Origin of the sequence: Agrobacterium leguminum (assembly GCF_015704895.1) — a bacterium.
Taxonomy (GTDB): domain Bacteria; phylum Pseudomonadota; class Alphaproteobacteria; order Rhizobiales; family Rhizobiaceae; genus Agrobacterium; species Agrobacterium leguminum.
In genome coordinates this window covers 119,511-144,351 of the sequence record NZ_JADQWB010000005.1, presented here as the reverse complement: position 1 = coordinate 144,351, position 24,841 = coordinate 119,511, and the positions used below count along the sequence as shown (strand labels likewise).

Here is a 24,841-nt window from a genome sequence, read left to right as displayed (position 1 = left end):
AGAGATGTCCACCATCACGCTCAACGCGCCGAAACTGTTCGATCTTTCCGGCCAGGTGGCGCTTGTCACCGGCGCCGGTTCCGGCATCGGCCAGCGGATCGCCATGGGGCTTGCCCAGTCGGGCGCCGATGTCGCGCTGCTTGACCGCCGCACCGATGACGGTCTGGCGCAGACGGCCGATTTCATCGCCAAGGCCGGCCGCAAATCGATCCAGATCGCAGCTGACGTCACCAGCAAAGAGGCGCTGACCGATGCGGTCGCCCGCACTGAGGCCGAACTGGGGGCGCTGTCGCTCGCCGTCAATGCCGCCGGCATCGCCAATGCCAATCCGGCGGAGGAGATGGAGGAAAGCCAGTTCCAGACGATGATGGACATCAACCTGAAGGGCGTTTTCCTCTCCTGCCAGGCGGAAGCCAACGCCATGCTGAAGAACGGGCGCGGTGCAATCGTCAACATCGCCTCCATGTCCGGTGTCATCGTCAATCGCGGGCTGATGCAGTGCCACTACAATGCCTCGAAGGCGGGTGTCATCCACATGTCGAAATCCATGGCGATGGAGTGGGTGGGGCGTGGCATCCGCGTCAACACCATCTCGCCAGGTTACACGGCGACGCCGATGAATACGCGGCCGGAAATGGTGCACCAGACGAAGCTGTTCGAAGAGCAGACGCCGATGCAGCGCATGGCCGGTGTGGATGAAATGGTCGGCCCGGCGATCTTCCTGCTCTCCGATGCGGCGAGCTTCGTGACGGGCGTGGACCTGCTGGTGGATGGCGGTTTCTGCTGCTGGTAGGGTTTGGTGCGGAAGTGCTGAGGTTCTTTGTCCAATAGACATAGACGACCGCTTCAATCGGCGGTTCACCACACTGCACGTCATCCTCGGGCTTGACCCGAGGATCCATGGGCGGCTGGGTTGTGGATCCTCGGGTCAAGCCCGAGGATGACGCAGGAGAGAGGTTTTAGCGCCTCAATCAAGAATTTCACGCCCGGCTCCTGCCGGGCGTTTTCGTATTCACAACGCAGGCACGTGCGGATCAGGCAACCTGCTTCTGCGATACTTCCTCAATAACCTCGCCCTTTAGATAAGAAACGAGGTCCTTGATCGTCACGACCAGCAGGCCGTGACGTTCGGCGAAGACTTCGAGCTGGGGCAGGCGGGCCATGGTGCCGTCGTCATTGGCGACTTCGCAGATGGTGCCGCATGGGAATTTTCCGGCGAGGCGGCAAAGGTCCACGGCCGCTTCGGTGTGGCCGGTGCGGCCGAGAACGCCCTGCGGGTTGGCGCGCAGCGGGAAGATGTGGCCGGGGCGGGCGAAATCTTCCGGGCGCGATTCTTCCGATACCAGCGCGCGCACGGTCTTTGCGCGGTCGGCGGCGGAAATGCCGGTGGTCGTGCCCGGAATATAGTCCACCGAGACGGTGAAGGCCGTCTTGAGGGATTCGGTGTTGCGCGACACCATCAGCGGAATGTCGAGCGCATCGAGACGCTCGCCCGGCATGGCGACGCAGATCAGCCCGCGCGCATGGTTCATCATGAAGGCGATCTGCTGTGGGGTGATGCTGTCGGAGGCGGCGATGATATCGCCTTCATTTTCGCGGTCTTCGTCGTCAACCACAATCACCATCTCACCACGGGAAATGGCTTCGATGGCGTCTTCAATTTTAGCAATGGTCATTTTCTTTCAAGCCTTTCAAGGGTTATGCCGTTTGGCGGCATTTTCGCGCTTCAAGAAGCGCCAAATATCCCTTGGGCGAACAATGCAATGCGAAGCCCGCTCACGCGCGGGCGTCCTATGCCTTGTCCTCTTCCATCCGGACTATACCGTCGGCTCCGGCCTCTCACCGGATCTGCTGACCTTCCGGCTTTGGAGACCGGAAGCGCTCGCGGGCTCCGGGAAAAATCCCGATACCGCCGGTGGGGAGTTGCACCCCGCCCTGAGAACGGAACCAACATAAATTATCAAATGGGAAGGAATCAAGGGGCAATGGCCTGCCGTTATCCCTATGCGCGAAAAGAATATCCCGATTGCTGTCGCAATGGGGTATTTCCTTTCCGGGGCCGACAGCTCGTGTGAACCCGGAAAGTGAATCGCAACAGGCTGAGGTTTATCGATCCCGCAATCGTAATTCATCGGTCTGCATCTGCAGCGAACCGAGCGTCGACAGGAAGCTCATGCCGAGCAGGCTCTGGCCCAATTGGCCATCCTGCGCGACGAGGGCGGAGATGTTGCGTCGCATGATCGGGCCAATGCTGATTTCCGACAGGGTGACGGGGGCTGCCGCCGTGCGGCCATTCGCGGTCATCACCGGTACGGTATAGCGGAGATTTGTGGTGTCGATGCCGATTGCGGTCGCATCCGCATTGGCGAGCACCACCGAGCTTGCACCGGTATCGACCAGCATGTGGATCGTCTTGCCCTCGACGCCGACATTCGCCTCGAAATGGCCGCTCATCGATTTATGCAGGACGATTTCCTGTTCGCCGCCAGCCGTCGTCACCACCACGGCGCGGCCGGGCATCAGGCCGCCCAGCAGCCGGTCGCCGAAGGATTGCAGGTCGTAGCGATAGAGATAGAGCGAGACGAGGCCGAGAATGATGACGAGCCAGACGGCGAGCTGGCGGATGACGGTACTGAGGCTGCCGCGTCTTCCCGCCAGAATGCCGGCCGATAATAGGCCCGCAATGGGCAGAAGATAAAGCACGTGGGCGAATTGATCGTTATCGATGCCGAGCGTTCGGCCGCCGTCGTGATTGATGAGAAGCAGGCCAAGGCCGACGGCCAGCAGGAGGAGAACGATGGTCAGCCTGTTCATGCGGTATGCGTCTCCTTGGCGGTCTCGGGCAGGTTTGCCAGTCTTTGCGGCAGCAACCGCATGATTTCGCGGCGCTTCTCGTCGCTATACCCCGCCCAGCCGCCGATTTCATCCAGCGTCCGCCCGCAGCCGATGCAGAGGCTGCTGGTTGCGTCGAGGCGGCAGATATGGATGCAGGGTGTTTCCATGATGATTTATATCAGGCCGTCACGCCGCAAGGGCAAGGGCGATGAGAATCACGATCTCCGTGATCTGCTGGCACGCACCGATGGTGTCGCCGGTATGGCCGCCGATCTTCCTGTCGCAGAGCCTGCCGAAAAGGACGGCTGCCAGAAAGGCTGCCGCCAGCACGAGGGCAATCGACAGAAGCGGCAGCGCGTGCAGCGTGAAGAGTGTGAAAAGCAGTAGCCCGATCACCAGCGCGATGTTGCGCTCGCTTGTGCCCGGCTGACCGGCGCCGGCGGCGATGCCGGAGGTTTTGGCGGCGGGCAGGGACTGCCAGTGCCACACCATCAGGGCGCGGCTCAGGACAAGCGCGGCGATCAGGGTGGCGGCGGCGGTCTTTGCCGGCAGCGTCTCAATGAGCGAGGCGAGTGCGGTGGCGCGAAGCGCAAAGGACAGGATCATGGCAATCGTGCCATAGCTGCCGATGCGGCTGTCCTTCATGATCTCAAGCATGCGGGCCTTCTCCTTGCCGCTGCCGAAACCGTCGGCCATGTCGGCCAGGCCGTCTTCGTGCAGAGCCCCCGTGATGAGCACGATCAGGCCGATGGCGAGCCAGCCGGTGAGCTGCGGAGAGGCGTCTAAGGCTGCGAAAACCACAATAAGGAAAGCGGCGGGCAGGGCGATCAGCAGGCCGGCGGCGGGAAAGGCGCGGGCGGTGCGGCGCATCGACACGCCGTCGGCATCATCGAAAAACCGCGAGGGAACGGGCAGGCGGCTCAGAAAGGCGAGGGAATGCATGACATCTGTTATAAAATCCCCGGCCTTCATGCTCTCTCCGTTGCAGTCGCTGCATTTCCGGTTGTTCCGCGGCGCATCCGCGATTATGAGAGGCGCAACAAAGACCGATTTGCCGGAAAACACAAGTTCCGGACGCATGAGCCGATGCGACAGCCAACCCGACGACGAGAGAGACAGATATCATGAGCATGAGCGGATTGCCCTTCGACGATTTCCGCGCGCTGCTGCGCGAGCTTCCCGGCCCGGATACGCACGCGCTTGTGGCCGCCAAGGAGCGCAATGCGCAGCTGACCAAGCCCGCCGGTTCGCTCGGACGTCTCGAAGAAATCGCCATGTGGCTGGCTGCCTGGTCCGGCCGTTCTCCGGCCGTCACCCGCCCGCTGGTGGCGATCTTCGCCGGCAATCATGGCGTCACCCGGCACGGCGTTACGCCCTATCCGACATCCGTGACCCAGCAGATGGTGGAAAATTTCGCGGCAGGCGGTGCGGCGATCAACCAGATCTGCGTTGCAAACGATCTTGGCCTGAAGATCTTCGATCTGGCGCTCGATTACCCGACCGGCGACATCACCTGCGAGCCGGCGCTTTCTGAGCGCGACTGCGCCGCCACCATGGCCTTCGGCATGGAGGCGATTGCCGGCGGCACCGATCTTCTCTGCGTCGGCGAAATGGGCATCGGCAACACCACGATCGCGGCGGCGATCAATCTCGCGCTTTATGGCGGCACGGCGGAAGAATGGACCGGTCCGGGCACCGGCTCGGAAGGGGAGGTCATGGCCCGCAAGATCGCGGCGGTGAAGGCTGCGGTGGAGTTCCACAAGGATCATCTGTCCGATCCGCTGGAGATCATGCGCCGTCTCGGCGGACGCGAAATCGCAGCGATTGCCGGCGCCATCCTTGCCGCCCGTGTGCAGCGCATTCCCGTGCTGATCGACGGTTATGTGGCGACGGCTGCCGCCGCTCTCCTCAAGGCTGCCAATCCTGCGGCGCTCGACCATTGCCTGATCGGCCATGTCTCGGGTGAGCCGGGCCATCTGGCCGCCATCGAAAAGCTCGGCAAGACGCCGCTTCTGGCGCTTGGCATGCGTCTCGGCGAAGGCACGGGGGCAGCGCTTGCCGCCGGCATCGTCAAGGCCGCCGCTGCCTGCCATTCCGGCATGGCGACATTCGAAGCGGCGGGTGTGGACACCCGCATCAGCTCCCGCACCGACCATTGAGGCCGAAGATGGACGTGACGCCGCAAAAGAAGCAACCGGAACCCGCCTTCCGCAAGGAAACAGGCTGGCGGCATCTTTTTGCCGCCGCGCGCTATTCCGTGCAGGGGCTTGGACGGCTGTGGCAGGAAGCGGCGTTCCGGCATGAGGTTCTCGCCTTCGGCGTCGGGCTTGCCCTGCTTCTGCTCGTCAGCGCACCCTTTGCCCATCTTCTCGTCTTTACGGTGCTGATGCTGTTGCTGTTTTCGGTGGAAGCGCTCAATACCGCCATCGAAGAGTTGGTGGATCGCATTTCACCGGAAATCTCCTCGGTCGGGCGGCACGCCAAGGACCTCGGCTCTTTCGCCGTCTTCTGCCTGTTGATGGCGAACGGATTTTTCGTGCTGTATTCGCTGGTAACGACGCTGTTCTTCTGAAGTTGTTAGCCTCAAGGCATTTCCGGACGGAAAACCGGGGGCCACTTTTCCTGGAAATGCCCTAAGCGAAGGACCGGCGGCGCGGCTGGATGGCGTGGGTTTCTTCCACGGCCGGCAGGCTTTGCAGCACGCGTTTGGCTGGCAGGATGGCGATGCCTTCGGTGCCCTCGCGCAATTTCGATTTCAGGATAAACTGGCCGTCATGCTTGGCGAGAATGGCCTGAACGATGGGCAGGCCAAGGCCGGTTCCCTGTTCGGCGCTCTTGATCGCGATCGATCCCTGACCGAAGGCGGACAGCACCACGGGAATTTCATCTTCCGGAATGCCGGGACCGTTATCCCTGATCGAGACATATTGGCCGCCGCCTGCCGTCCAGCCGGCTTTCACGAGGATTTCGCCGCCCTGCGGCGTGAATTTCACGGCGTTGGACAGCAGGTTGAGGATGACCTGGCGGATGGATTTCTCATCGGCCCAGACCTGCGGCAGGCTGTTTTCGAACTGCTGGGAGATTTTGATGTTCTTGGCGCGGGCGCGAAGCTGGATCATGCCGATGCAGTCCTCGGCGATTTCCAGCATCGAGATCGCTTCTTCGTTCAGGTCGTAGCGGCCGGCCTCGATGCGCGACAGGTCGAGGATTTCGTTGATGAGATCAAGCAGATGCTGGCCGGAGCGATGGATATCGCCGGAATATTCCTTGTAGAGCGGATTGTTGAGCGGGCCGAGCACCTCTGATGACATGACCTCGGAGAAACCGAGAATGGCGTTGAGTGGCGTTCTGAGCTCGTGCGACATGGAGGCGAGAAAGCGTGATTTCGCCAGATTGGCTTCTTCCGCGCGGCGCCGCGCCTCGTCCGAAACCGAGTTCGCGACTTCGAGTTCGGCGATCAGGTCGTCCTTTTCCGTCTGCGAGGAGAGGAGCTTGATGCTGGTCTGGTAAAGGCGGCTGGTGATGCGATGACAGAAGAGGATGGCCATGCCGAACATCAGCGCGAGACCGACATCGAAAGGATTGCGCGAAATGGCCGAGGTCATGCAGAGAGCCGCCAGCACCGGCAAAAAGGTCATGAAGGTCGCGCGCCGCAGCATGAAATTGGCCATGGCGGTGAGCGAAAGCGCGATCAGCAGCGTCGAGCCCTTGAAGAAAAGCACGAGCGTCGGGTCGTTGCGCACCGGTTCGGCCAGCGCAAACATTGCCCAGGCGCAGCCGATGAGGATCTGCATGCCGAGGAAGAGACTTTTCCAGTGCTGAAGATTGTCGGCCGTGATTTCCTGTTTTGCCGCCCGCTTGGCCAAGAGCAGGGAAAAGGCGTGGAAGCTCAGCGCAATCAGCGACCAGATGATCAGGCTGATGTCGCGGGTGATATAAAGGCCGATGATGGAGGCGAGCAGGATGAAAAGCGGCATGATCATCGCGCCCTGCAGGGTTTCGGCAATGTGCATGGTCAGCATTTCGCGTTCATAGGCGTCGCTTGCGCCGGCCCCCTGCTGCAGGCGTTCACGCGTCGTCTTCACCGTGTCGAAGACCGCCTTGTTGCGGTGCTTTTTCGACCGGTCGACGATGATCTTGTCGGTGGACGTGCTGACGCTTTTACTCATTGTTACAACGCAGGGTGACATGAACCCTTGCAGACTACGCGCAAAATCTTAAGAAGATGCTGCCGTGAAAGGATTTGTTTGCCATTTCTGACAAGGGTTTGTTGTTACATGAGACGAAATGGAGGCAAGGGCAGGCGGTTTTCGGCATTTCGCGATGGCGGGCTTTTTCTCGCCACGGTTTTTCTCGGTATTCTGATCGCGGCCAAGCTCGACCAGATCAACAGCGAAACCTATAGCGGCCGCTTCTTCGTGATCGATGGCGATACGCTGTCGAAGGGTGAGGAACGTTTCCGGCTGCTTGGCATCGATGCGCCGGAGCTTGCGCAGACATGTCTGCGCGGCAGCGAAAGCTGGCCGTGCGGCGAGGAAGCGCGTCGTGTTCTGCAAAGGCTGGCCGGGGCTGAGGAGTTCTCCTGTTCCGGCAGTTCCAGAGACCGTTACGGGCGGCTGCTGGTTTATTGTTCCGCCGGCGGCAGGGATGTCTCATCGGAAATGGTGTCGGCGGGTTTTGCCGTCGCATCCGGTTATTTCCAGTTCTCCAGCGAGCAGGCGGCGGCGCGCAGGCAGGCACTGGGCATCTGGGCGGGAGAATTCGAGAAACCGTCGCAATGGCGGCGGGAACACCGTGCCGCGGATCTGGAAACGCCGGCTGCGGGTTTCCTCACCATTGTCCGTCATCTTCTGGGGTGGGATCATGGTTGAGTTAGCGCCGGTGCATGATGACGGGCTGGACGGGTTGCGCGGCGAAATCGCCGGCTGTCGTCTCTGTCGCGACAAGCCGCTCAGGGGAATGGCCGATCGCCTGCCGCACGAACCCCGGCCGGTGGTCGTCATGTCGACCAAGGCGCGCATCCTGATTGCCGGGCAGGCCCCGGGGCTTCGCGTGCATGAAACGGGGCTGCCGTTCAACGATGCCTCGGGCGACCGGCTGCGGCAATGGCTGAACGTCGACCGACAAACATTCTACGATCCGGATCGTTTCGCCATCGTGCCCATGGGTTTCTGTTTTCCCGGTTATGACGACAAGGGCAGCGACCTGCCGCCTCGGCGCGAATGCGCGCCGCAATGGCGTGAGCGGGTAATAATGGCGATGCCGCAGGTGGAGCTGATCCTCGCCATCGGCCAATATGCACAGGCTTTTCACCTGGGTGAAAGGCGGCGCAAGACGATGACGGAAACGGTGCAGGACTGGCGCGGCTTTCTCCATGCCAATTCCGGCCCCGGCATTTTTCCCCTGCCGCATCCAAGCTGGCGCAATACCGGCTGGCTGAAAAAGAACCCATGGTTCGCGGAGGAACTGCTGCCGGTTCTGCGACAACATGTGGAAATGCGACTTTAGTGAAACAATTTTCTGTTTTTCTGCAAAAATTAGTGTATTGAAAGGAAATTAATTCAGGAGGATAGACGCATTGGATCGCCTAGACCGTAAGATTTTGCGCATTCTGCAAGAGGATTCCACGCTGGCCGTTGCCGATCTGGCGAAAAAGGTCGGCCTTTCCACGACGCCCTGTTGGCGGCGTATCCAGAAGATGGAGGAAGACGGCGTTATTCGCCGGCGCGTGGCGCTGCTCGATCCGGTCAAGGTCAACACCAAGGTCACGGTTTTCGTCTCCATCCGCACCGCCTCCCATTCCATCGAATGGCTGAAGCGTTTCTCCGAGGTGGTTTCCGAGTTTCCGGAAGTCGTCGAATTTTACCGCATGAGCGGCGATGTCGATTATCTGCTGCGCGTCGTCGTGCCCGATATTGCGGCCTATGACGCCTTCTACAAGCGCATGATCGCCAAGATCGAAATTCGCGACGTGTCCTCCGCCTTCGCGATGGAGCAGATCAAATATACGACCGAGCTGCCGCTCGACTACATGCTGCTGGACAATCCGAAATCCGGCGAGGAGTGATCCGCCGCCGGTCAGTTTTTCGACCAATGCCCTTTCCGGTTGCCGGGGAGGGCATTTTTATTTGCGGGCTGTTTTTCCCGTCGATCTGGCCGGCCAAGGGCTGACCCAGCCGGAAGGTCCATCCGGTAGCCGCCGCCTGGGCACGACAATTCTATTCCGCCCATCGTGGCAAATTCGCACATTCAATTCTCCCGGCGCTGTCTCTGCGCAAACTGCGATTTTGATAAAATCTCTCGAATATCTACGCTTTTGCTGTCGAAGGATGGAATAGCGAGGGATATCCATATGCTTACACGACGCGGAACATTGGGACTGATTGCAGGTGCGACCGGGGCGGTGTTTCTGCCGCATATCCGGCGGGCAAGTGCCGCAACCGCCACATTGCGGATTGGCTGGCAGAAGAATGGCGTGATAGCGCTCGCGAAAAGCCAGGGCGCGCTCGAAGCGTTGCTGAAGGATCGCGGCATCGAGGTCAAATGGTCGGAATTCTCCTCCGGGCCGCCGCTTCTCGAAGCGCTGGGTGCTGGTGCGCTGGATATCGGCCCGACCGGCGATGTGCCACCGCTTTTCGCGCAGGCTGCGGGTGGCAATCTGCGTTATGTGGGCACTTACAAAGCGGCGGCCGGCGGATCGGCCATCCTTGTGCAGAAGGATTCGCCGCTGAAGACGCTGGAAGACCTGAAAGGCAGGAAGGTCGCCTTCAAGCGCGGCTCCAGCGCCCATAATGTCACCGTCAAGGCGTTGCGAAAGGCTGGTTTGACCTTGAACGACATTACGCCGGTCGATCTTGCCCCGCCGGATGCGGCCGCCGCCTTCCGCAGCGGCAGCATCGATGCCTGGTCGATCTGGGATCCTTATTTCGCCGTGGCGGAAAAAGAGCCGACGACGCGGGTTCTCTCGACCACCGAAGGCATCGTCGATCCGTGGAGCTATTTCCTTGCCAATGGCGATTTCGTGGAGACCAATCCCGATCTAGTACCGCTGATCCTCAAGGAACTGGCGAATGTGGGTGCGAAGGCGCAGGCCAATATCGATGCAACGGCAAAGTCGCTGGCGTCGATCACCGGCGTTCCCGAGGATGTCACCAAGGTCTCGCTGACGCGGCCGGGCGCCGATCTCGGGCGGGTTTCGCTGGTTCCGGATGAGGCCATCGCCTATCAGCAGGCGCTTGCGGATGAGTTCTACGATCTGAAGATCGTGCCGAAGAAACTCAACGTGGCGGATATCGTCTGGCGGCCGAAGGCGAGCTGAGCGGGCCGGAAAGGTGAGTCTCTTCAACCCGCTGGCGGGTGTTGCTGAGAGGTTGATTCAGCAATGTTCCTTAAACGTAGGGCGAGCATGTCCCGCTTGTTTCTTTTCCCCGCCGGGGAGAAGTCCGCGGCAGCGGGATGAGGGGGCTACGGTAGAGATAGACCGAGAGCTTGCCCCCTCATCCGACCCTTTGGGCCACCTTCTCCCCGGCGGGGAGAAGAAATCTGCGGCAACGTCTGCGACAATGCCGAAGCGGCATCAGCCCTTGAGCTTGGCAATCACCAGATGGCCGGGCGTCGGATTGCCGTCCTGCATGCGCACGTTGATGTCGGTCACCTCGAGAACCTCGAAACCGGTCGCGGCCAGTCTTTCGCGGACATAGGTTTCCGCATGGGCGAAACGCTGATGCGGGCCGACCATATAGGGACGTCCGGCCAGGGTTTCTTCGGGCAGGGTTTCCGACGAGAAGATCAGCAGGCCGCCGGCATTGAGGTTTTCGGCGGCGCCGAAAAACAGCGGCTCCAGCGCGCCGAGATAGGGCAGCACATCGGTGGCGGTGATGATGTCGAAAGGCTCGTCGTCATTATCCTCGAGAAAATCCTCGGCTTCGGCGACGTAGAGCGTCTCGTAGAGGTCCTTCTCATGGGCGATTTCGACCATGTTTTCGGAAATGTCGATGCCGGTAATATCGTCGGCCATGTCGCGCAGCGCCTCGCCGGTGAGGCCGGTGCCGCAGCCGAGATCGAGCAGGCGCTTGAAGGGGCCGAGGTTCAGCGTCTGCAACCGCTGGCGCACCATCATCGGTACGGCGTAACCGAGCTGTTCGACAAGAATATCCTCGAAAGCTTCGGCATGCTGGTCGAACAGGGTTTCGACATAGGCGTCGGGCGCCTTCGGCGGGGTTTCGCCCCGGCCCATGGCGGCGATGCGAACGGCCGCTCCGCCGTGATCGTCCGGATCGATGGCCAGAACCTCTTCATAGGCCTTCACCGCCGCGTCCACATCGCCGGCTTTTTCAAGCGCGAGCGCGCGGTTATAGGCCTCGGCAAGCGCCTCTTCGTCGATTTTCTGGTTCTTGGTCATCGTGCCTTATCCGTCAGCATCTTCAGTTGAGGTTTGCTGTAAGCCGCATCGGGGACGGGCGCAATGTTTATGTGGCGCGATGGCTCAGTGGATGATGAACTCCCCCTTGAGCGCGCGCCATTCCTGCGCCGAGATTACCTGCCGGTGCACGTAGCGGACGGAATGCAGCGGTCCGTCGAGCTTTTCCTTCCAGAATTTGAGGAAGCCATGCATCTCAGGGAAATCCGGGGCAAGATCATAGTCCTGCCAGACATAGGTCTGGAGAACCAGCGGATGATCCGGCAGGCGATAAAATATCTGGGCGGTGGTGAGGCCGTAGCCTCTCAGCATCATTTCCATGTCCTTGTTCATGACGGCGGTTCCCGTTTCCATGATTGCCGATCACAGCGTTACCGCTGTATCGAATATGGGAACACGTCATGGTTAATCCAAGCTTGCCAAAGACATGGGTTGTCACAAAATATTTATATTTTTCAAAATGTTGGCAGCCTTCATTGATGAGTGCTGCCAACGTTGCGACTAGCGCTTGAGATGGTGGGTCAGGCGGGCTTCCAGCCATGCCCAGACATGCCGCAGCGTTTCGACGATCGTCAGGTAGAAGATCGCGGCCCAGAGATAGGCCTGATAGTCGAAGGTGCGGGAAAAGGCGTAGCGGGTCTGGCCCATCAGGTCGAAGACCGTGACGATGGAGACCACCGCCGAACCCTTGATCATCAGGATGATTTCGTTGCCATAGGGACGCAGCGCCACGATGAGCGCCTGGGGCAGGATGATCTTGCGGAAGGTGACGAGTTTCGACAGGCCGAGCGAGGCGGCGCCCTCATGCTGGCCGCGCGGCACGCTGCGGATCGCGCCGCGCAGGATTTCGGCCTGATAGGCGGCAGTGTTGAGGGTGAGCGACAACAGGCCGCAATACCAGGCCTCGCGGAAGAACCACCACAGGCCGACGGTTTCCAGCCCCTGGCGGAAACTGCCGAGGCCGTAATAGATCAGGAAAAGCTGCGCCAGAAGCGGCGTGCTGCGGAAGACGTAGACATAGGCATAGGCCAGCGCGCCGACGATGCGGTTTTCCGACATGCGGCCGAAGGCGATCGGCACGGAAAGAATGGCGCCGAGAATGATCGAACTGCCGACGAGGGTGATGGTGGTGATGAGACCGTCGATATAGCGCGGCCCGTAACGCTGGAATTTGTCCCAGTCCCAGCCTTCGATCATGGCGAAGATCAGCGCAGCGGCGAGCAGCAGCCAGAGCGTGATGACGGCGATGCCGACGATGCGCGAAATATTGAGCGGCTTGTCCGCAACGGCCGGGGCGGGGCGGGGTGGAATGAGTTCCTGAATATGGCTCATCGGCTCACCTCCGATTTGCGCGACCAGCGATCGATGAAGCCGATGCCGATGGACGAAAGCAGCGCGAGGATGAGGTAGAGCAGGCAGGCGATGCTGTAGAAGAAGAAGGCTTCCTTGCTGACGCGGGCGGCGATGCCGGTCTGGCGAACGATATCGGCAAGGCCGATGATCGAGACGTAGGACGTGTCTTTGAGCAGGATGACCCAGAGATTGGTCATGCCGGGAAGGGCGATCCTGACCAGCTGCGGAATGATGATGAGCACCATGGTGCGGCCCCGCGAAAGCCCCAGTGCCGCGCCGGCCTCATATTGCCCCTTCGGTATGGCCTTGAAGGCGGAGAGCAGCACTTCGGACGCATAGGACGAAAACACCACGGACAGCGCCACCATGCCCGCCACGAATGCGTTGATCTCGACCGGACCGGTGATGCCGACATAACCGGCCACCGATTGCAGCAGCATCTGAATGCCGTAATAGACGATGAAGAGCGTCAGCAGTTCCGGCAGGCCGCGGAAGATGGTGGTGTAGATGCCGGTGGCCAGCCGCAGCGATTTTTCTTCCGATTGTGCGGCGAGCGCGATGAGGAAACCGATCAGCAGCCCGACGGGCAGGGTGGCAAGCGCCAGCGAGATGGTGACCTTGACGCCGAAGGCGATTTCATCGCCCCAGCCCGCATCGCCGCAGGCGACCAGGGTGCCGTTTCCGAAAAGCGAGAAGAGACCGACCGGCCCGCAAAAGGGATCGAGAAGTGTCGAGACATAGGTCCAGAACGCACCTATGGCGGAAAATGCTCCGCTCATGCCAATTTTCCCCTGCGGTCTTAAGCCGCCGTGATTGTTATCGTGACGTTTTCAAACAAAAATGGCGGAAGGGCAAGCCTTCCGCCACGAGATTTCAACAGATCGAACGGGCTTACTCGCCGTAAACGTCGAAATCGAAGTATTTTTTGTTGATCTCCTGATACTTGCCGCTGGCGCGAATGCCGGCGATGGCGGCGGTGAACTTGTCGGCAAGCGCCGTGTCACCCTTGCGGACGGCGACGCCCGCGCCATTGCCGTTGATCTCGACATCGACCGGAAGCGGCGTCAGGATCTTGCAGCAGGCGCCAGCATCCGTCTTCAGCCATTCCGACAGAACGACGATATCGTCGATGACGGCGTCGATACGGCCATTGGCGATGTCGAGCTTATATTCGTCGGCGGTCGGATACATCTTCACGTCGGCATCCGGGAAATGCTTTTCGGCATAGTTGGAATGGGTGGTGGAACCCTGCGCGCCGAGCGACTTGCCCTTCAGATCGTCGACGGACTTGATCGGCGAATCCTTCGGCACGGCGATGGCCGGCGGGGTGTTGTAATATTTCTTGGAGAAGTCGACCTTCTCGAGACGCTCGGGCGTGATCGACATGGACGCGATGATGGCGTCAAACTTCTTGGCCTGAAGGGCGGGAATGATGCCGTCCCAGTCATTGGTAACGAAGGTGCACTCGGCCTTCATTTGTTCGCACAGCGCCTTGGCGATGTCGATGTCGAAGCCGGTCAGCGTGCCGTCGGCTTCGAGATTGTTGAAGGGCGGATAGGCGCCTTCGGTGCCGATGACGATCTTGTCCTGCGCGAGGGCTGCGCCGGAAAACAGCGAGATGGCGGCAATCGATACGGCTGCGAGCAGACGGGTGGAAATAGGCATTTCGATCCTCTCTTTTGGTCGTTCATCCGCGGTCTGTTGTTGTTTTCAGTGCGGACGCCATGGGCGCAGGGCGCAGCGGATGATACCGCCTGTAGCCTTCAGCGCGGATGCGATTATTCATCCGGTTGGTCAAAAAATGCAACTGCAATATTAGTGACCGCGATTGTGCCGCAGAGCTTCCACGAAAACGCCTTGATCTGTTCATTTCCGGTACAGAAGGCTTTGTCCATCATGGGAACCGAAGCCTGTGCGAGGCGTTGACCAGCGCCTGCACGCGCAGCCGGAATCACGATGTCGCAAGACTGGCGACCAATAATGGCAGATGAGGAAACACCGATGCTGAAGAAGAACACATTGCTGACGGGGGTGGTTTTCCCCCTCATGTCGCTGGCGATTGCTGTGGAGCCGGCCGCGGCCGGTTTTGCCGGTGCTGCGCGGGCGCAGACGCCCGTGTCGCAGGCGCTTCCCGGCGATGCTGCGACCGGCCGGGTGATTTTGGCGCAGGCACAGCCGGAAGAGCCGAACCCGGAAGAGGAACTGCGCAAGCGTCGCAAGCAGGCCGAAGAGGCGCAGCCGCAGGCCGAGCCGCAACGACAGGAGCGTGCGCCGGAGCCGCAGCGTGAACCGGAGCCCAAGCGCGAAGCCGCGCCTGCCGAACCGCGCCCTGAGCCGCAGCGGGAACCGCAGCCCGAACCCCAGCGGGAACCGCAGCAGCGTGAGGCTCGCCCGGAGCCTGCGCCGGCCGAGCAGCCGCAGGAGCGTCCCCGCAAACCCGAACGCGCACAGGAGCCGCAGGGCGAGGGCGAACAGCGCCCCGCACGCCAGCGCGAGGCCGCGCCCGAAGCCGCACCTGCCGAAGAGCAGCCGAAGGAACGTCCGCGCAAGCCGGAACGGGCCGAGCAGCCCGCAGGTGAGGGCGAGCAGCGTCCCGAGCGTCCCCGCAAGGAGCGCGCGAAGGAACCCGCTGCCGAACAGGAGCCCGCAGCACGCCCTGAAAATGCCGGCGAGCCGGCCAAGCCCCGCGAACCGGCACCCGCCAAAAAGCCACCGGTAGAGGAAAAGGCCCCGGAACAGAAAGCCGAACCGGCCGAAAAAGCCGTTCCGGAGAAAAAGCCGGCCGCCCCCGAGCCCGCTGCGAAGGAAGCACCGGTTCCGACCGAAGCGCCGACGCCCGCGCGTCCGCCGGCACCTGAAGCCCAGCCAAACCCCGCACCGGGCCGTCAGCCTTCGGAACAGCCGCCGGTAGAGGGTCAGGGCAGAACCGAACCCGCAGCCCCGCTGCCAGGCGCGCCGACGCCGCCGCCGAGCGGTACGACAACGGGACAGGCGCCGGCCGGCGAACCCGTTCCCAATCAGGTTGCTGTTCCGCAGACGGAAGCGCCGCCGATGACGAAGGAAGAGCTGGACAAGGCCAAGGCCATCGCCAAGGACCCGTCCAAGACCGCCGATACCGTCATTCTGCCGGTCGACAAGGGCGCCGCCGTTCTCGACAGCGACAAGGAGGTGGAACGTTCCGGCAACCGCCAGACCCGCGAAGAGCGCCGTCGCGAACGCGAACAGGCGGGTGACGTGAAGGTTCCGACCTCGGACGCCGAAGCGCAGCGCGCCGGCGCCGCCGAAGGCAAGGCCCCGCCGCCGCCCGTCAAGATGGAAGCTATTACCTCGCAGCAGGGCGAGCGTGTCGACCGTCGCCCGCAATATGAGCGGCCGGAAGGCGTGCGCGAATGGCAGCCGCGCGAAGGCCGTCCGCGTGACCGTGACCGCGATGCGCCGATCATCCTGCAATTCGGCGACCGCGTCGTGGTGCGCGGCGACGACAACCAGCGCTTCATCCGCGATGGCGGCGAGCCCTATTACGAGCGTCTGCCCGGCGGCCGTGTCCGCGAAACCGTGGAGCGCCGTGACGGAACGCAGGTGGTGACCATCCGCAACCGTTATGGCGACGTGATCCAGCGCTCGCGCATCGACGATCGCGGCCGCGAATATGTGCTGTTCTATGCGCCGGAGCTGATGGAAGATCCCGACCGCGATTACGTCTATCGCGATCCGGGCCTCGACCTGCCGCCGATGCGCCTGCGCATTCCCGTGACGGACTACATCATCGACACCTCGAGCGATCCGGACCGCGATTATTACCGCTTCCTGGAACAGCCGCCGGTCGAGCCGGTGGAGCGTGTTTATTCGCTGGATGAAGTGCGTTATTCGGCCCGTATCCGCGACAAGGTGCGCCGTATCGACCTCGATACGATTACCTTCGCCACCGGCAGCGCGGAAATTCCGATGGCGCAGGCGCGCTCGCTGCGCAAGGTGGCGGATGCAATCAACAAGGCGCTGGACAAGAACCCGGGTGAAACCTTCCTGATCGAAGGCCATACCGACGCCGTCGGCTCGGATGAAAGCAACCTCGTTCTTTCCGACGAGCGCGCCGCTTCCGTCGCCAACGTCTTGACCGATGTTTACGGCATTCCGCCGGAAAACCTCGCGACGCAAGGTTATGGCGAGCGTTATCTGAAGGTCCAGACGCTCGGCCCGGAACAGCAGAACCGCCGCGTCACCATCCGCCGCGTGACGCCGCTGGTGAAGCCGGTCGCCCAGAAGTGACTAGGTTCTGATGAAAAACAAAGGCCCGGAAAGCGCAGGCTCTCCGGGCCTTTTTGTTGCTTACGATGTCCCCAGCGCCGAGGCGTTTGGCAAAGCTTGATCATCCGCAATCTGCCACCCCGGACCAGATCCGGGGTCCAGCGTGATCAAGTCCTTGATCACGAAAGACTCTTTCACGGCGCAGACACGCCGTGGCTGGATGCCGGATCTAGTCCGGCATGACGGAGGAGAGGTTTTCGAACCCTGCCGTCACCCGCAAACTTGAGGATGATCCCAAACCCGGCGGTTAGTTCAGCGCCACCGCGATTTCCGCAGCCAGCTGCGCATTGTTGCGCACCAGCGCGATATTGGTTTCCAGGCTGCGGCCATCCGTCAGGCGGAAGATGTCGCCGAGCAGGTAGGGGGTGACTTCCTTGCCGGTGATATCGTCGCGTTCGGCGTGGGAGATGGCGCGGTTGATGTAGATTTCCATCTCCTCGCGCGGAATTTCGTCCTCTTCCGGCACGGGATTGGCCACCAGCATACCGCCCTCGATACCCAGCTGTTCGCGGGTTGTCTGGAAATTGGCGATTGCCGCCGGGCTGTTGAGCGAGAGCGGGCTCGGCAGGCCGGAGGAGCGCGACCAGAAAGCCGGGAATTCTTCCGAGCCGAAAGTGACGACCGGCACGCCATTGGTTTCGAGAACCTCGAGCGTCTTCGGAATATCGAGAATGGCCTTGGCGCCGGCGCAGACGACGATCACACCGGTCTTCGCAAGCTCGGTCAGATCGGCGGAGATGTCGAAGGTCTCTTCCGCGCCCTTGTGCACGCCGCCGATGCCGCCGGTGGCGAAAACGCGGATGCCGGCGCGGGCGGCGGCGATCATGGTGGCGGCCACCGTGGTGGCGCCGGTGCGGCGCTCGGCGATCGCAAAGGCGATATCGGCGCGCGAGACCTTCATGGCGTCAGTGGTCTGGGCAAGCGCTTCGAGCTGGTCTTTCTCAAGGCCGATATGCAGGGTGCCGTGAATGACTGCGATGGTGGCCGGAACCGCACCCTGATCGCGGATGATCTGTTCGACGCTTTCCGCCATCTCGATATTGCCGGGATAGGGCATGCCGTGGGTGATGATGGTCGATTCAAGTGCCACGATAGGCGCACCGCGCTGCTTGGCGGCGGCGACTTCCTGAGAATAGACGATGGGCAGGAGCGGGGAGATAGGGCGGGTCATTTCATCTGTTCCAGTTTTTAAAAGCGGGTTCATGCCAGCATTTCAGCCTGGGGAACAAGCCCCAACATCGCTTCGACACTGTCTTTTGATAGGTCCTGGGAGGTGGCGAAGGGCGATTGCACGGTGATGGCTGCCGCCGCCGCGCCTTGCCTCAACGCTTCCGCAATCGTCTTTCCCTCGGCGATGGCGGCGAGATAACCCGACGCCATGGCGTCGCCCGCGCCGGTCACGTCCTTCACCTCGCGGATGAGGGGCGGGTGGAGGATCGCCGTTTCCGTCCTGCTGAAGGCCACCACCTCGCTTGCGCCGCGGGTAACGACGCCGCCGGCAAGCCCGGCCTTGCGCAGGATGTCGGGCCAGTCGCGAACATTGGCCGTCGTCTCGCCGGTCAGCGCGCGGGCTTCCGCCTCGTTCATGAAGAGGATGTCGATATCGCCGAGCGCCGCTTTAAGCTTCACCGCCTTGGCGGGGGATATGGCGATGGCCGCCAGCGGTTTCTCGCAGGCGCGGGCGACGAGGCCGAGTGCGGTCAGCGTGTCTTCCGGCAGATTGGCGTCGCAGAGCAGGATATCGCTCGCCGTGATCGCCTCGCGCACGGCGCGTATCTTGAGGCGGCGCGGGGTGAAGAGCTTATAGAGGTCCATATCGGCAAGCGCGATGACGAGATTGCCGTCACGCTCCAGAATGGCGGTGTAGCTTGGGGTGCGGCGGTCCAGGAAGGTGAAGGGTGTGTCTTCCACGCCCGCCTGCCGTGCGGCCTCCGCCACCGCCTCGCCGGTCACGTCGCCGCCGCGCGGGGCGATGATGCGGACCTGAAAACCGAGGCGGGAAAGATTGCGCGCGGCGTTGAAACCGCCGCCGCCGGCCTCTTCCATCCAGGAGCCGGGGTTGCTCGCGCCGGGCGCCGTCTCAGTCTCGATCATGCCGCGCCTGTCGATATGCGCGCCGCCCAGAACGAGTATTTTCTTCACGCTTGCGTTTCCCTCTTTGGCGGATGGAAAGACCGGACGATTCGGCCTAAACTGACGTCTTCCTGACCTCGCATCCGGTTTGCGGCCATGGGCCGGGCACGGAAAAACGAAAGCAGAACAAACGACTTATCGCTATTTGTTTTCAATATGCTGGCTCAGTCTTGCGAAATGAGAACAAATAGAGTACATACCGTTTCCATACTGCTTCATTGCCTGTGCGGCTTCAATAACCTAAAGGTGGTTCGGATGGCACAAAATTCTTTGCGTCTCGTAGAGGATAAATCGGTGGATAAAAGCAAGGCACTGGAAGCGGCGCTCTCCCAGATCGAACGGTCGTTCGGCAAGGGATCGATCATGAAGCTCGGTTCCAATGAAAACGTGGTTGAAGTGGAGACCGTTTCGACGGGTTCGCTCAGCCTGGATATCGCGCTCGGCATCGGCGGTCTGCCGAAGGGGCGCATCATTGAAATTTATGGTCCGGAAAGCTCGGGCAAGACGACGCTGGCATTGCAGACCATTGCCGAAGCCCAGAAGAAGGGCGGCATCTGCGCCTTCGTGGATGCTGAACATGCGCTCGATCCGGTCTATGCCCGCAAGCTCGGTGTGGATTTGCAGGGCCTTTTGATCTCGCAGCCCGACACGGGCGAACAGGCGCTGGAAATCACCGATACGCTGGTGCGTTCCGGCGCGGTTGACGTGCTGGTCGTCGACTCCGTTGCGGCGTTGACGCCGCGGGCGGAAATCGAAGGTGAAATGGGCGACAGCCTGCCGGGTCTTCAAGCGCGTTTGATGAGCCAGGCGTTGCGCAAGCTGACCGCGTCGATCTCCAAGTCCAAGTGCATGGTGATCTTCATCAACCAGATCCGCATGAAGATCGGCGTCATGTTCGGTTCGCCGGAAACGACGACGGGCGGTAACGCGCTGAAGTTCTATGCGTCCGTTCGTCTCGACATCCGCCGTATCGGCGCCGTCAAGGAGCGCGAAGAGGTTGTCGGCAACCAGACGCGTGTCAAGGTCGTCAAGAACAAGATGGCGCCGCCCTTCAAGCAGGTGGAATTCGACATCATGTATGGCGAAGGCGTTTCCAAGACCGGTGAGCTTGTCGATCTCGGCGTGAAGGCCGGTATCGTCGAGAAGTCCGGTGCATGGTTCTCCTATAACAGCCAGCGTCTGGGGCAGGGGCGTGAAAACGCCAAGATATTCCTGCGCGACAATCCGGAAACGGCCAATGAAATCGAACTGGCGCTGCGCCAGAATGCGGGCCTGATCGCCGACCGCTTCCTGCAGAATGGCGGGCCGGACGCCGGCGAAGGCGACGACGGCTCCGACGAAGGCTGACACCTTCCGTGAAGGCTCGGGCATTGCCGCCCGCAGACTTTGCCGAACTGGTATAGATCAAAAAGGGTCGTGCGATTTTTCTTCGCGTGGCCCTTTTTATTTGCCTATATGTCTTGCTTCGCCTCCATGGCTGGACAGGGCCGGGTGCGGACGATAAAAGCCAGTGATTTTGCAATATAGCCATCCTTCGGGGTGGAAGTGATGGACTCCAGCTGTGAGCGGTGTGTGGGCATGAGCGGTGTGAATGAAATTCGGTCGACCTTTCTCGACTACTTCAAGAAGAACGGACACGAGATCGTGCCCTCCAGCCCGCTGGTGCCGCGCAACGATCCGACACTGATGTTCACCAATGCCGGCATGGTGCAGTTCAAGAACGTCTTCACCGGTCTTGAAAGCCGTCCCTATTCCACGGCCGCTTCGGCGCAGAAATGCGTGCGCGCCGGCGGCAAGCATAACGACCTCGACAATGTCGGTTATACCGCCCGTCACCACACCTTTTTCGAAATGCTCGGCAATTTCTCCTTCGGCGATTACTTCAAGGAAGAAGCGATCACCCATGCCTGGAACCTGATCACCAAGGAATTCGGCATCGACCGCAATCGTCTGCTGGTCACCGTCTACCACACTGACGACGAGGCGTTTGATCTCTGGAAGAAGATTGCCGGTTTCTCCGACGACCGTATCATCCGCATTCCGACTAGCGACAATTTCTGGGCGATGGGCGATACCGGCCCCTGCGGTCCCTGTTCTGAAATCTTCTACGATCATGGCGATCATATCTGGGGCGGCCCGCCCGGCTCGCCGGAAGAAGATGGCGACCGTTTCATCGAAATCTGGAACCTCGTCTTCATGCAATATGAGCAGTTGACGAAGGAAGAGCGCATCGACCTGCCGCGCCCGTCGATCGATACCGGCATGGGCCTTGAGCGTATTTCGGCGCTGTTGCAGGGCAAGCACGACAATTACGATACGGACCTGTTCCGCGCGCTGATCGCGGCTTCCGTGGAAGCGACCGGCGTTCCGGCCGAAGGCGAAAAGCGCGCCAGCCACCGCGTCATCGCCGACCATCTCCGTTCGTCCGCCTTCCTGATCGCCGATGGCGTTCTGCCGTCGAACGAAGGTCGCGGTTATGTTCTGCGCCGCATCATGCGCCGCGCCATGCGCCATGCCGAACTTCTCGGCGCGCGCGAGCCGCTGATCTACAAGCTGCTGCCGGCGCTGGTGCAGCAGATGGGCCGCGCCTATCCGGAACTGGTCCGTGCCGAGGCGCTGATTTCCGAGACTCTGAAGCTTGAGGAAACCCGTTTCCGCAAGACGCTGGAACGCGGTCTGTCGCTGCTCTCCGACGCCACCTCGACGCTGCACAAGGGCGACATGCTGGATGGCGAAACCGCCTTCAAGCTCTACGATACCTATGGTTTCCCGCTGGACCTGACGCAGGATGCGCTGCGCGCCCGCGAAATCGGTGTCGATATTTCCGGCTTCACCGATGCGATGGAGCGCCAGAAGGCCGAAGCCCGTTCGCACTGGGCCGGTTCCGGCGACAAGGCGACGGAGACCGTCTGGTTCGAGCTCAAGGAAAAGCTCGGCGCCAGCGAATTCCTCGGTTACGACACCGAAACCGCCGAAGGCGTCATCCAGGCGATCGTCAAGGACGGTAAGTCGGTGGAGAGCGCTGCCGATGGCGAGACGGTGCAGGTCGTCGTCAACCAGACGCCGTTTTATGGCGAGTCCGGCGGCCAGATGGGCGATACCGGCGTGATCTCCGGCGACAATGGCGCCTTTGCCGTTTCCGATACCCAGAAGAAGGGCGAAGGCCTCTTCGTGCATTTGGGCACGGTCTCCAAGGGCGGCCTCAAGGTGGGCGATGCCGTTCAGCTGACGGTCGATCATGACCGCCGCTCGCGCCTGCGCGCCAACCATTCCGCCACCCACCTGTTGCACGAGGCGCTACGCGAAGTGCTCGGCACCCATGTCGCCCAGAAGGGTTCGCTGGTTGCGCCCGAGCGCTTGCGTTTCGACGTTTCGCATCCGAAGCCGATGTCGGCCGAGGAACTAAAGATCGTCGAAGAAATGGCGAACGAAATCGTGTTGCAGAACTCGCCGGTCGTGACCCGCCTGATGAGCGTCGACGACGCCATTGCCGAGGGCGCCATGGCGCTGTTCGGTGAAAAATACGGCGACGAAGTTCGCGTCGTCTCCATGGGCACCGGCCTGCATGGCGCAAAAGCCAACCGTCCCTATTCCGTCGAGCTTTGCGGCGGCACGCATGTGGCGGCCACCGGCCAGATCGGCCTCATCCGCATTCTCGGTGAAAGCGCCGTCGGTGCGGGCGTGCGTCGTCTCGAAGCCGTGACCGGGCAGGGCGCGCTTGCCTATCTGGCCGAACAGGATGAGCGGGTTAAGGCGCTTGCTTCTTCGCTGAAGGTTCAGCCGGGCGATGTGCTGTCGCGTGTCGAAGGTCTGCTCGATGAGCGCAAGAAGCTGGAACGCGAACTTGCCGATGCCCGCCGGAAGCTTGCCATGGGCGGCGGTTCGGCGGATGCCGGCGCAAGCGACGTCAAGCAGGTTGCCGGCGTCAACTTCCTGGCAAAATCCATGTCCGGCATCGATGCCAAGGATCTCAAGGGGCTTGCCGATGAGGCCAAGGCCAATCTCGGCTCGGGCGTCGTGCTGTTGATCGCCGTTTCCGAAGACGGCAAGGCAAGCGCTGTCGCTGCCGTGACCGAAGATCTGACGGCCCGTTTCAGCGCTGTCGATATCGTCCGCACTGCTTCCGCCGCACTTGGCGGCAAGGGCGGCGGCGGCCGACCGGATATGGCGCAGGCCGGCGGCCCGGATGGCGCCAAGGCGCAGGATGCCATCGAAGCGGTGGCGGCGGCGCTGGCTGCCTGATCTGCGTGAATTGAAGAGGGCGGGGTTTTACCCCGCCTTTTTTGTTTCCGCCTTCAAAGACAAGATGGTTGCGCGCCGAGGACGCGACGGAGGGAAGCGATGCGCTTTGTAAATCCTATTCCTTTCGTGCGCGATATCGGCCGTTCGAAGGCGTTTTATAGTGACAGGCTCGGCCTGAAGATTGTCGAGGATTTCGGAAACTTCGTCCTCTTTGAAACTGGCTTTGCAATTCATGAGGGGCGGTCGCTCGCGGAGACGGTCTGGGGCACATCGTCGGGCGCGGAAGAACCCTATGGCAGACGGAATATGCTGCTTTATTTCGAACATGCAGATGTCGATGCGGCTTTTCGAAATATCGCGCCGCATGTGGAGCTTATCCATCCACTCGAGCGACAGGCCTGGGGGCAGAGGGTGTTTCGTTTTTACGATCCGGACGGGCACGCGATAGAGGTCGGGGAGCCGCTCGGCCAGTCCGGTACATAACCCGCCGCGATGATCGATCGGATATTCGATTTTCGGGCGGGCTATTGTTTATCGGTAGCGGCGTGGCTGGCCGGTCTTATCCGGTTGCCTGCAAGTCCTTCGCCGCTTCCTCGTCGAGCTGGGCGGCCCGCTTGTAGGCCGGGCGGTCGGTGAGGTGGGCCATGTAGTCGAGAAAGGCCGGGCGTTTTTCGATAGTGCCGAAATGCAGGCCCCAGCCGATATGGGCGCCGACATAGACATCCGCCGCCGTGAAGAGATCGCCGGCGATGAAGCGGTTTTCGCTGACGGCCCGCTCAAGCGTATTCATCACATCCGCATAGCTGCCGCAGCCGGCCATGCGCAGCTTTTCCTTGGGCACTTCGAAACCCATCGCCTTCATGCTCGCCGCCATTTCGAGCGGGCCTGCGGCGAAGAACATCCAGCGATAATAAAGCCCGCGCGCCTTGGGTGTGGGCGCAAGGTTCGCGCCGGGAAAGGCATCGGCGAGATAGGCGCAGATCGCCGCCGCCTCGGTGACGATGGTATCGCCGTGCTTGATGGCGGGCACCTTCGCCATTGGATTTATCAGCCGGTAGGCGGGCGATTTCATCGAGGTCTCGAAGCCCAGTATTTCCGTTCGGTAAGGAACGCCCACTTCCTCAAGCATCCATCGCGCGATGCGTCCGCGCGACATGGGGTTGGTGTAGAAGATCAATTCACTCATGCTTTTGCCTCCCCAAGCAAAATCGTCGAAGCATCATGGGAAAACCGATGCGGATTTCGCGCCTGCGCTTCGCATTTTTAAAGTTCGCAACATCCTTCGCGTGTTCCCTAAGATCGCGCCGATGCTCCGATGAACGTTTGACTGTGCCGGGCAAGTTATGTGCAAGTAGATGCTGTTTAAGCTTTGTCTTATTGTTGTACTGGCCGCAGCACGCGGAATCGAAGTCTGCGCCTAGTACAACGGCTAATCAAGATACTGTGAACAAAAAAGAAAACCCGGCATCGCGCCGGGTCCGCGTTCGCCCCTATAGCCGTCCGTCAGCCATCAATGACATTGGCGGCCGGGGCTTTGGAAAGAGAAGCCATTGC

The 24,841-nt window shown here is 61.2% G+C and carries 25 protein-coding genes and 1 riboswitch; of the genes, 11 read left to right on the top strand and 14 right to left on the bottom strand.

Annotated elements, in window-relative coordinates:
* Positions 1 to 4 precede the first annotated feature (4 nt).
* The gene (locus I3J13_RS09960) at positions 5 to 793 is read left to right on the top strand and encodes an SDR family oxidoreductase (RefSeq protein WP_196378704.1); all 789 of its coding nucleotides are present in this window, start codon (positions 5 to 7) and stop codon (positions 791 to 793) included.
* A gap of 241 nt (positions 794 to 1,034) precedes the next feature.
* Here I3J13_RS09960 and ribB read toward each other — a convergent pair whose 3' ends face one another.
* The 4 genes from ribB to I3J13_RS09940 all read right to left on the bottom strand — a co-directional run bounded on the left by ribB (position 1,035) and on the right by I3J13_RS09940 (position 3,807).
* Positions 1,035 to 1,676, bottom strand: coding sequence for a 3,4-dihydroxy-2-butanone-4-phosphate synthase (ribB, locus tag I3J13_RS09955; RefSeq protein WP_196378703.1), 642 nt, complete (start codon positions 1,674 to 1,676; stop codon positions 1,035 to 1,037).
* A gap of 120 nt (positions 1,677 to 1,796) precedes the next feature.
* A riboswitch (FMN riboswitch) is annotated at positions 1,797 to 1,947 on the bottom strand.
* Positions 1,948 to 2,106: 159 nt separating this feature from the next.
* On the bottom strand, positions 2,107 to 2,814 hold the full coding sequence (locus tag I3J13_RS09950; RefSeq protein ID WP_196378702.1) for a TIGR02281 family clan AA aspartic protease: 708 nt from the start codon (positions 2,812 to 2,814) through the stop codon (positions 2,107 to 2,109).
* Positions 2,811 to 3,002, bottom strand: coding sequence for a DUF1289 domain-containing protein (locus I3J13_RS09945; protein ID WP_196378701.1), 192 nt, complete (start codon positions 3,000 to 3,002; stop codon positions 2,811 to 2,813). Before I3J13_RS09945 ends, I3J13_RS09950 begins: the two co-directional genes overlap by 4 nt.
* A gap of 19 nt (positions 3,003 to 3,021) precedes the next feature.
* Positions 3,022 to 3,807: an adenosylcobinamide-GDP ribazoletransferase gene (locus I3J13_RS09940; RefSeq protein ID WP_338081636.1), complete on the bottom strand. Its 786-nt coding sequence runs from the start codon at positions 3,805 to 3,807 to the stop codon at positions 3,022 to 3,024.
* Between the two features lie 152 nt (positions 3,808 to 3,959).
* On the opposite strand from I3J13_RS09940, the gene cobT reads away from it, so the two are divergent.
* Both cobT and I3J13_RS09930 read left to right on the top strand, forming a co-directional pair.
* Positions 3,960 to 4,994: a nicotinate-nucleotide--dimethylbenzimidazole phosphoribosyltransferase gene (gene cobT / locus I3J13_RS09935; RefSeq protein WP_003522166.1), complete on the top strand. Its 1,035-nt coding sequence runs from the start codon at positions 3,960 to 3,962 to the stop codon at positions 4,992 to 4,994.
* A gap of 8 nt (positions 4,995 to 5,002) precedes the next feature.
* Positions 5,003 to 5,407: a diacylglycerol kinase gene (locus I3J13_RS09930; RefSeq protein ID WP_196378699.1), complete on the top strand. Its 405-nt coding sequence runs from the start codon at positions 5,003 to 5,005 to the stop codon at positions 5,405 to 5,407.
* 61 nt (positions 5,408 to 5,468) lie between these two features.
* Here I3J13_RS09930 and pdhS2 read toward each other — a convergent pair whose 3' ends face one another.
* Positions 5,469 to 7,004 (bottom strand): two-component system sensor histidine kinase PdhS2, encoded by a 1,536-nt coding sequence (pdhS2, locus tag I3J13_RS09925; RefSeq protein WP_035262217.1) that lies wholly within the window; start codon positions 7,002 to 7,004, stop codon positions 5,469 to 5,471.
* A gap of 108 nt (positions 7,005 to 7,112) precedes the next feature.
* Between pdhS2 and I3J13_RS09920 the strand changes: the two genes are divergently transcribed.
* From I3J13_RS09920 to I3J13_RS09905, 4 genes are all read left to right on the top strand, one after another.
* The gene (locus I3J13_RS09920) at positions 7,113 to 7,706 is read left to right on the top strand and encodes a thermonuclease family protein (protein ID WP_196378698.1); all 594 of its coding nucleotides are present in this window, start codon (positions 7,113 to 7,115) and stop codon (positions 7,704 to 7,706) included.
* Positions 7,699 to 8,343: a uracil-DNA glycosylase family protein gene (locus I3J13_RS09915; protein WP_196378697.1), complete on the top strand. Its 645-nt coding sequence runs from the start codon at positions 7,699 to 7,701 to the stop codon at positions 8,341 to 8,343. Before I3J13_RS09920 ends, I3J13_RS09915 begins: the two co-directional genes overlap by 8 nt.
* Positions 8,344 to 8,413: 70 nt before the next feature.
* Entirely contained in the window at positions 8,414 to 8,902 is a 489-nt protein-coding gene (locus I3J13_RS09910) for an Lrp/AsnC family transcriptional regulator (protein WP_003507846.1), read from the top strand.
* Between the two features lie 285 nt (positions 8,903 to 9,187).
* Positions 9,188 to 10,153 (top strand): aliphatic sulfonate ABC transporter substrate-binding protein, encoded by a 966-nt coding sequence (locus tag I3J13_RS09905; RefSeq protein ID WP_196378696.1) that lies wholly within the window; start codon positions 9,188 to 9,190, stop codon positions 10,151 to 10,153.
* 258 nt (positions 10,154 to 10,411) lie between these two features.
* Here I3J13_RS09905 and I3J13_RS09900 read toward each other — a convergent pair whose 3' ends face one another.
* The 6 genes from I3J13_RS09900 to I3J13_RS09875 form a co-directional block, all read right to left on the bottom strand.
* On the bottom strand, positions 10,412 to 11,236 hold the full coding sequence (locus tag I3J13_RS09900) for a class I SAM-dependent methyltransferase (protein ID WP_065655920.1): 825 nt from the start codon (positions 11,234 to 11,236) through the stop codon (positions 10,412 to 10,414).
* A gap of 84 nt (positions 11,237 to 11,320) precedes the next feature.
* The gene (locus I3J13_RS09895; protein ID WP_003522173.1) at positions 11,321 to 11,587 is read right to left on the bottom strand and encodes an usg protein; all 267 of its coding nucleotides are present in this window, start codon (positions 11,585 to 11,587) and stop codon (positions 11,321 to 11,323) included.
* 168 nt (positions 11,588 to 11,755) lie between these two features.
* Positions 11,756 to 12,586 (bottom strand): ABC transporter permease, encoded by an 831-nt coding sequence (locus I3J13_RS09890; RefSeq protein ID WP_196378695.1) that lies wholly within the window; start codon positions 12,584 to 12,586, stop codon positions 11,756 to 11,758.
* Complete coding sequence (locus I3J13_RS09885) at positions 12,583 to 13,386, bottom strand: ABC transporter permease (protein WP_059760406.1); 804 nt, start codon at positions 13,384 to 13,386, stop codon at positions 12,583 to 12,585. Before I3J13_RS09885 ends, I3J13_RS09890 begins: the two co-directional genes overlap by 4 nt.
* 112 nt (positions 13,387 to 13,498) lie before the next feature.
* The gene (locus I3J13_RS09880; protein WP_003525132.1) at positions 13,499 to 14,272 is read right to left on the bottom strand and encodes an ABC transporter substrate-binding protein; all 774 of its coding nucleotides are present in this window, start codon (positions 14,270 to 14,272) and stop codon (positions 13,499 to 13,501) included.
* A gap of 113 nt (positions 14,273 to 14,385) precedes the next feature.
* Positions 14,386 to 14,625, bottom strand: coding sequence for a hypothetical protein (locus tag I3J13_RS09875; RefSeq protein WP_196378694.1), 240 nt, complete (start codon positions 14,623 to 14,625; stop codon positions 14,386 to 14,388).
* On the opposite strand from I3J13_RS09875, the gene I3J13_RS09870 reads away from it, so the two are divergent.
* Positions 14,609 to 16,873, top strand: a complete 2,265-nt coding sequence (locus I3J13_RS09870; RefSeq protein ID WP_196378693.1) for an OmpA family protein — start codon at positions 14,609 to 14,611, stop codon at positions 16,871 to 16,873. The genes I3J13_RS09875 and I3J13_RS09870 overlap by 17 nt on opposite strands.
* Positions 16,874 to 17,159: 286 nt before the next feature.
* On the opposite strand, the gene I3J13_RS09865 is transcribed toward I3J13_RS09870, so the two are convergent.
* Together I3J13_RS09865 and I3J13_RS09860 are read right to left on the bottom strand one after the other, a co-directional pair.
* Positions 17,160 to 18,083: a pseudouridine-5'-phosphate glycosidase gene (locus I3J13_RS09865; RefSeq protein ID WP_003525163.1), complete on the bottom strand. Its 924-nt coding sequence runs from the start codon at positions 18,081 to 18,083 to the stop codon at positions 17,160 to 17,162.
* 29 nt (positions 18,084 to 18,112) lie between these two features.
* A complete protein-coding gene (locus I3J13_RS09860) occupies positions 18,113 to 19,054 on the bottom strand; it encodes a carbohydrate kinase family protein (RefSeq protein WP_196378692.1) in 942 nt (313 codons plus the stop codon).
* 246 nt (positions 19,055 to 19,300) lie between these two features.
* Between I3J13_RS09860 and recA the strand changes: the two genes are divergently transcribed.
* From recA to I3J13_RS09845, 3 genes are all read left to right on the top strand, one after another.
* A complete protein-coding gene (recA, locus tag I3J13_RS09855) occupies positions 19,301 to 20,392 on the top strand; it encodes a recombinase RecA (RefSeq protein ID WP_059760399.1) in 1,092 nt (363 codons plus the stop codon).
* A 231-nt stretch (positions 20,393 to 20,623) separates the two neighbouring features.
* Positions 20,624 to 23,287 carry an alanine--tRNA ligase gene (alaS, locus tag I3J13_RS09850; RefSeq protein ID WP_196378691.1) on the top strand — a complete coding sequence of 888 codons (2,664 nt, stop codon included), beginning with the start codon at positions 20,624 to 20,626 and terminating at the stop codon, positions 23,285 to 23,287.
* A 99-nt stretch (positions 23,288 to 23,386) separates the two neighbouring features.
* Positions 23,387 to 23,770, top strand: a complete 384-nt coding sequence (locus tag I3J13_RS09845; RefSeq protein ID WP_174056990.1) for a VOC family protein — start codon at positions 23,387 to 23,389, stop codon at positions 23,768 to 23,770.
* Positions 23,771 to 23,846: 76 nt separating this feature from the next.
* Here I3J13_RS09845 and I3J13_RS09840 read toward each other — a convergent pair whose 3' ends face one another.
* On the bottom strand, positions 23,847 to 24,473 hold the full coding sequence (locus I3J13_RS09840; protein WP_059760392.1) for a glutathione S-transferase family protein: 627 nt from the start codon (positions 24,471 to 24,473) through the stop codon (positions 23,847 to 23,849).
* Positions 24,474 to 24,841 lie beyond the last annotated feature (368 nt).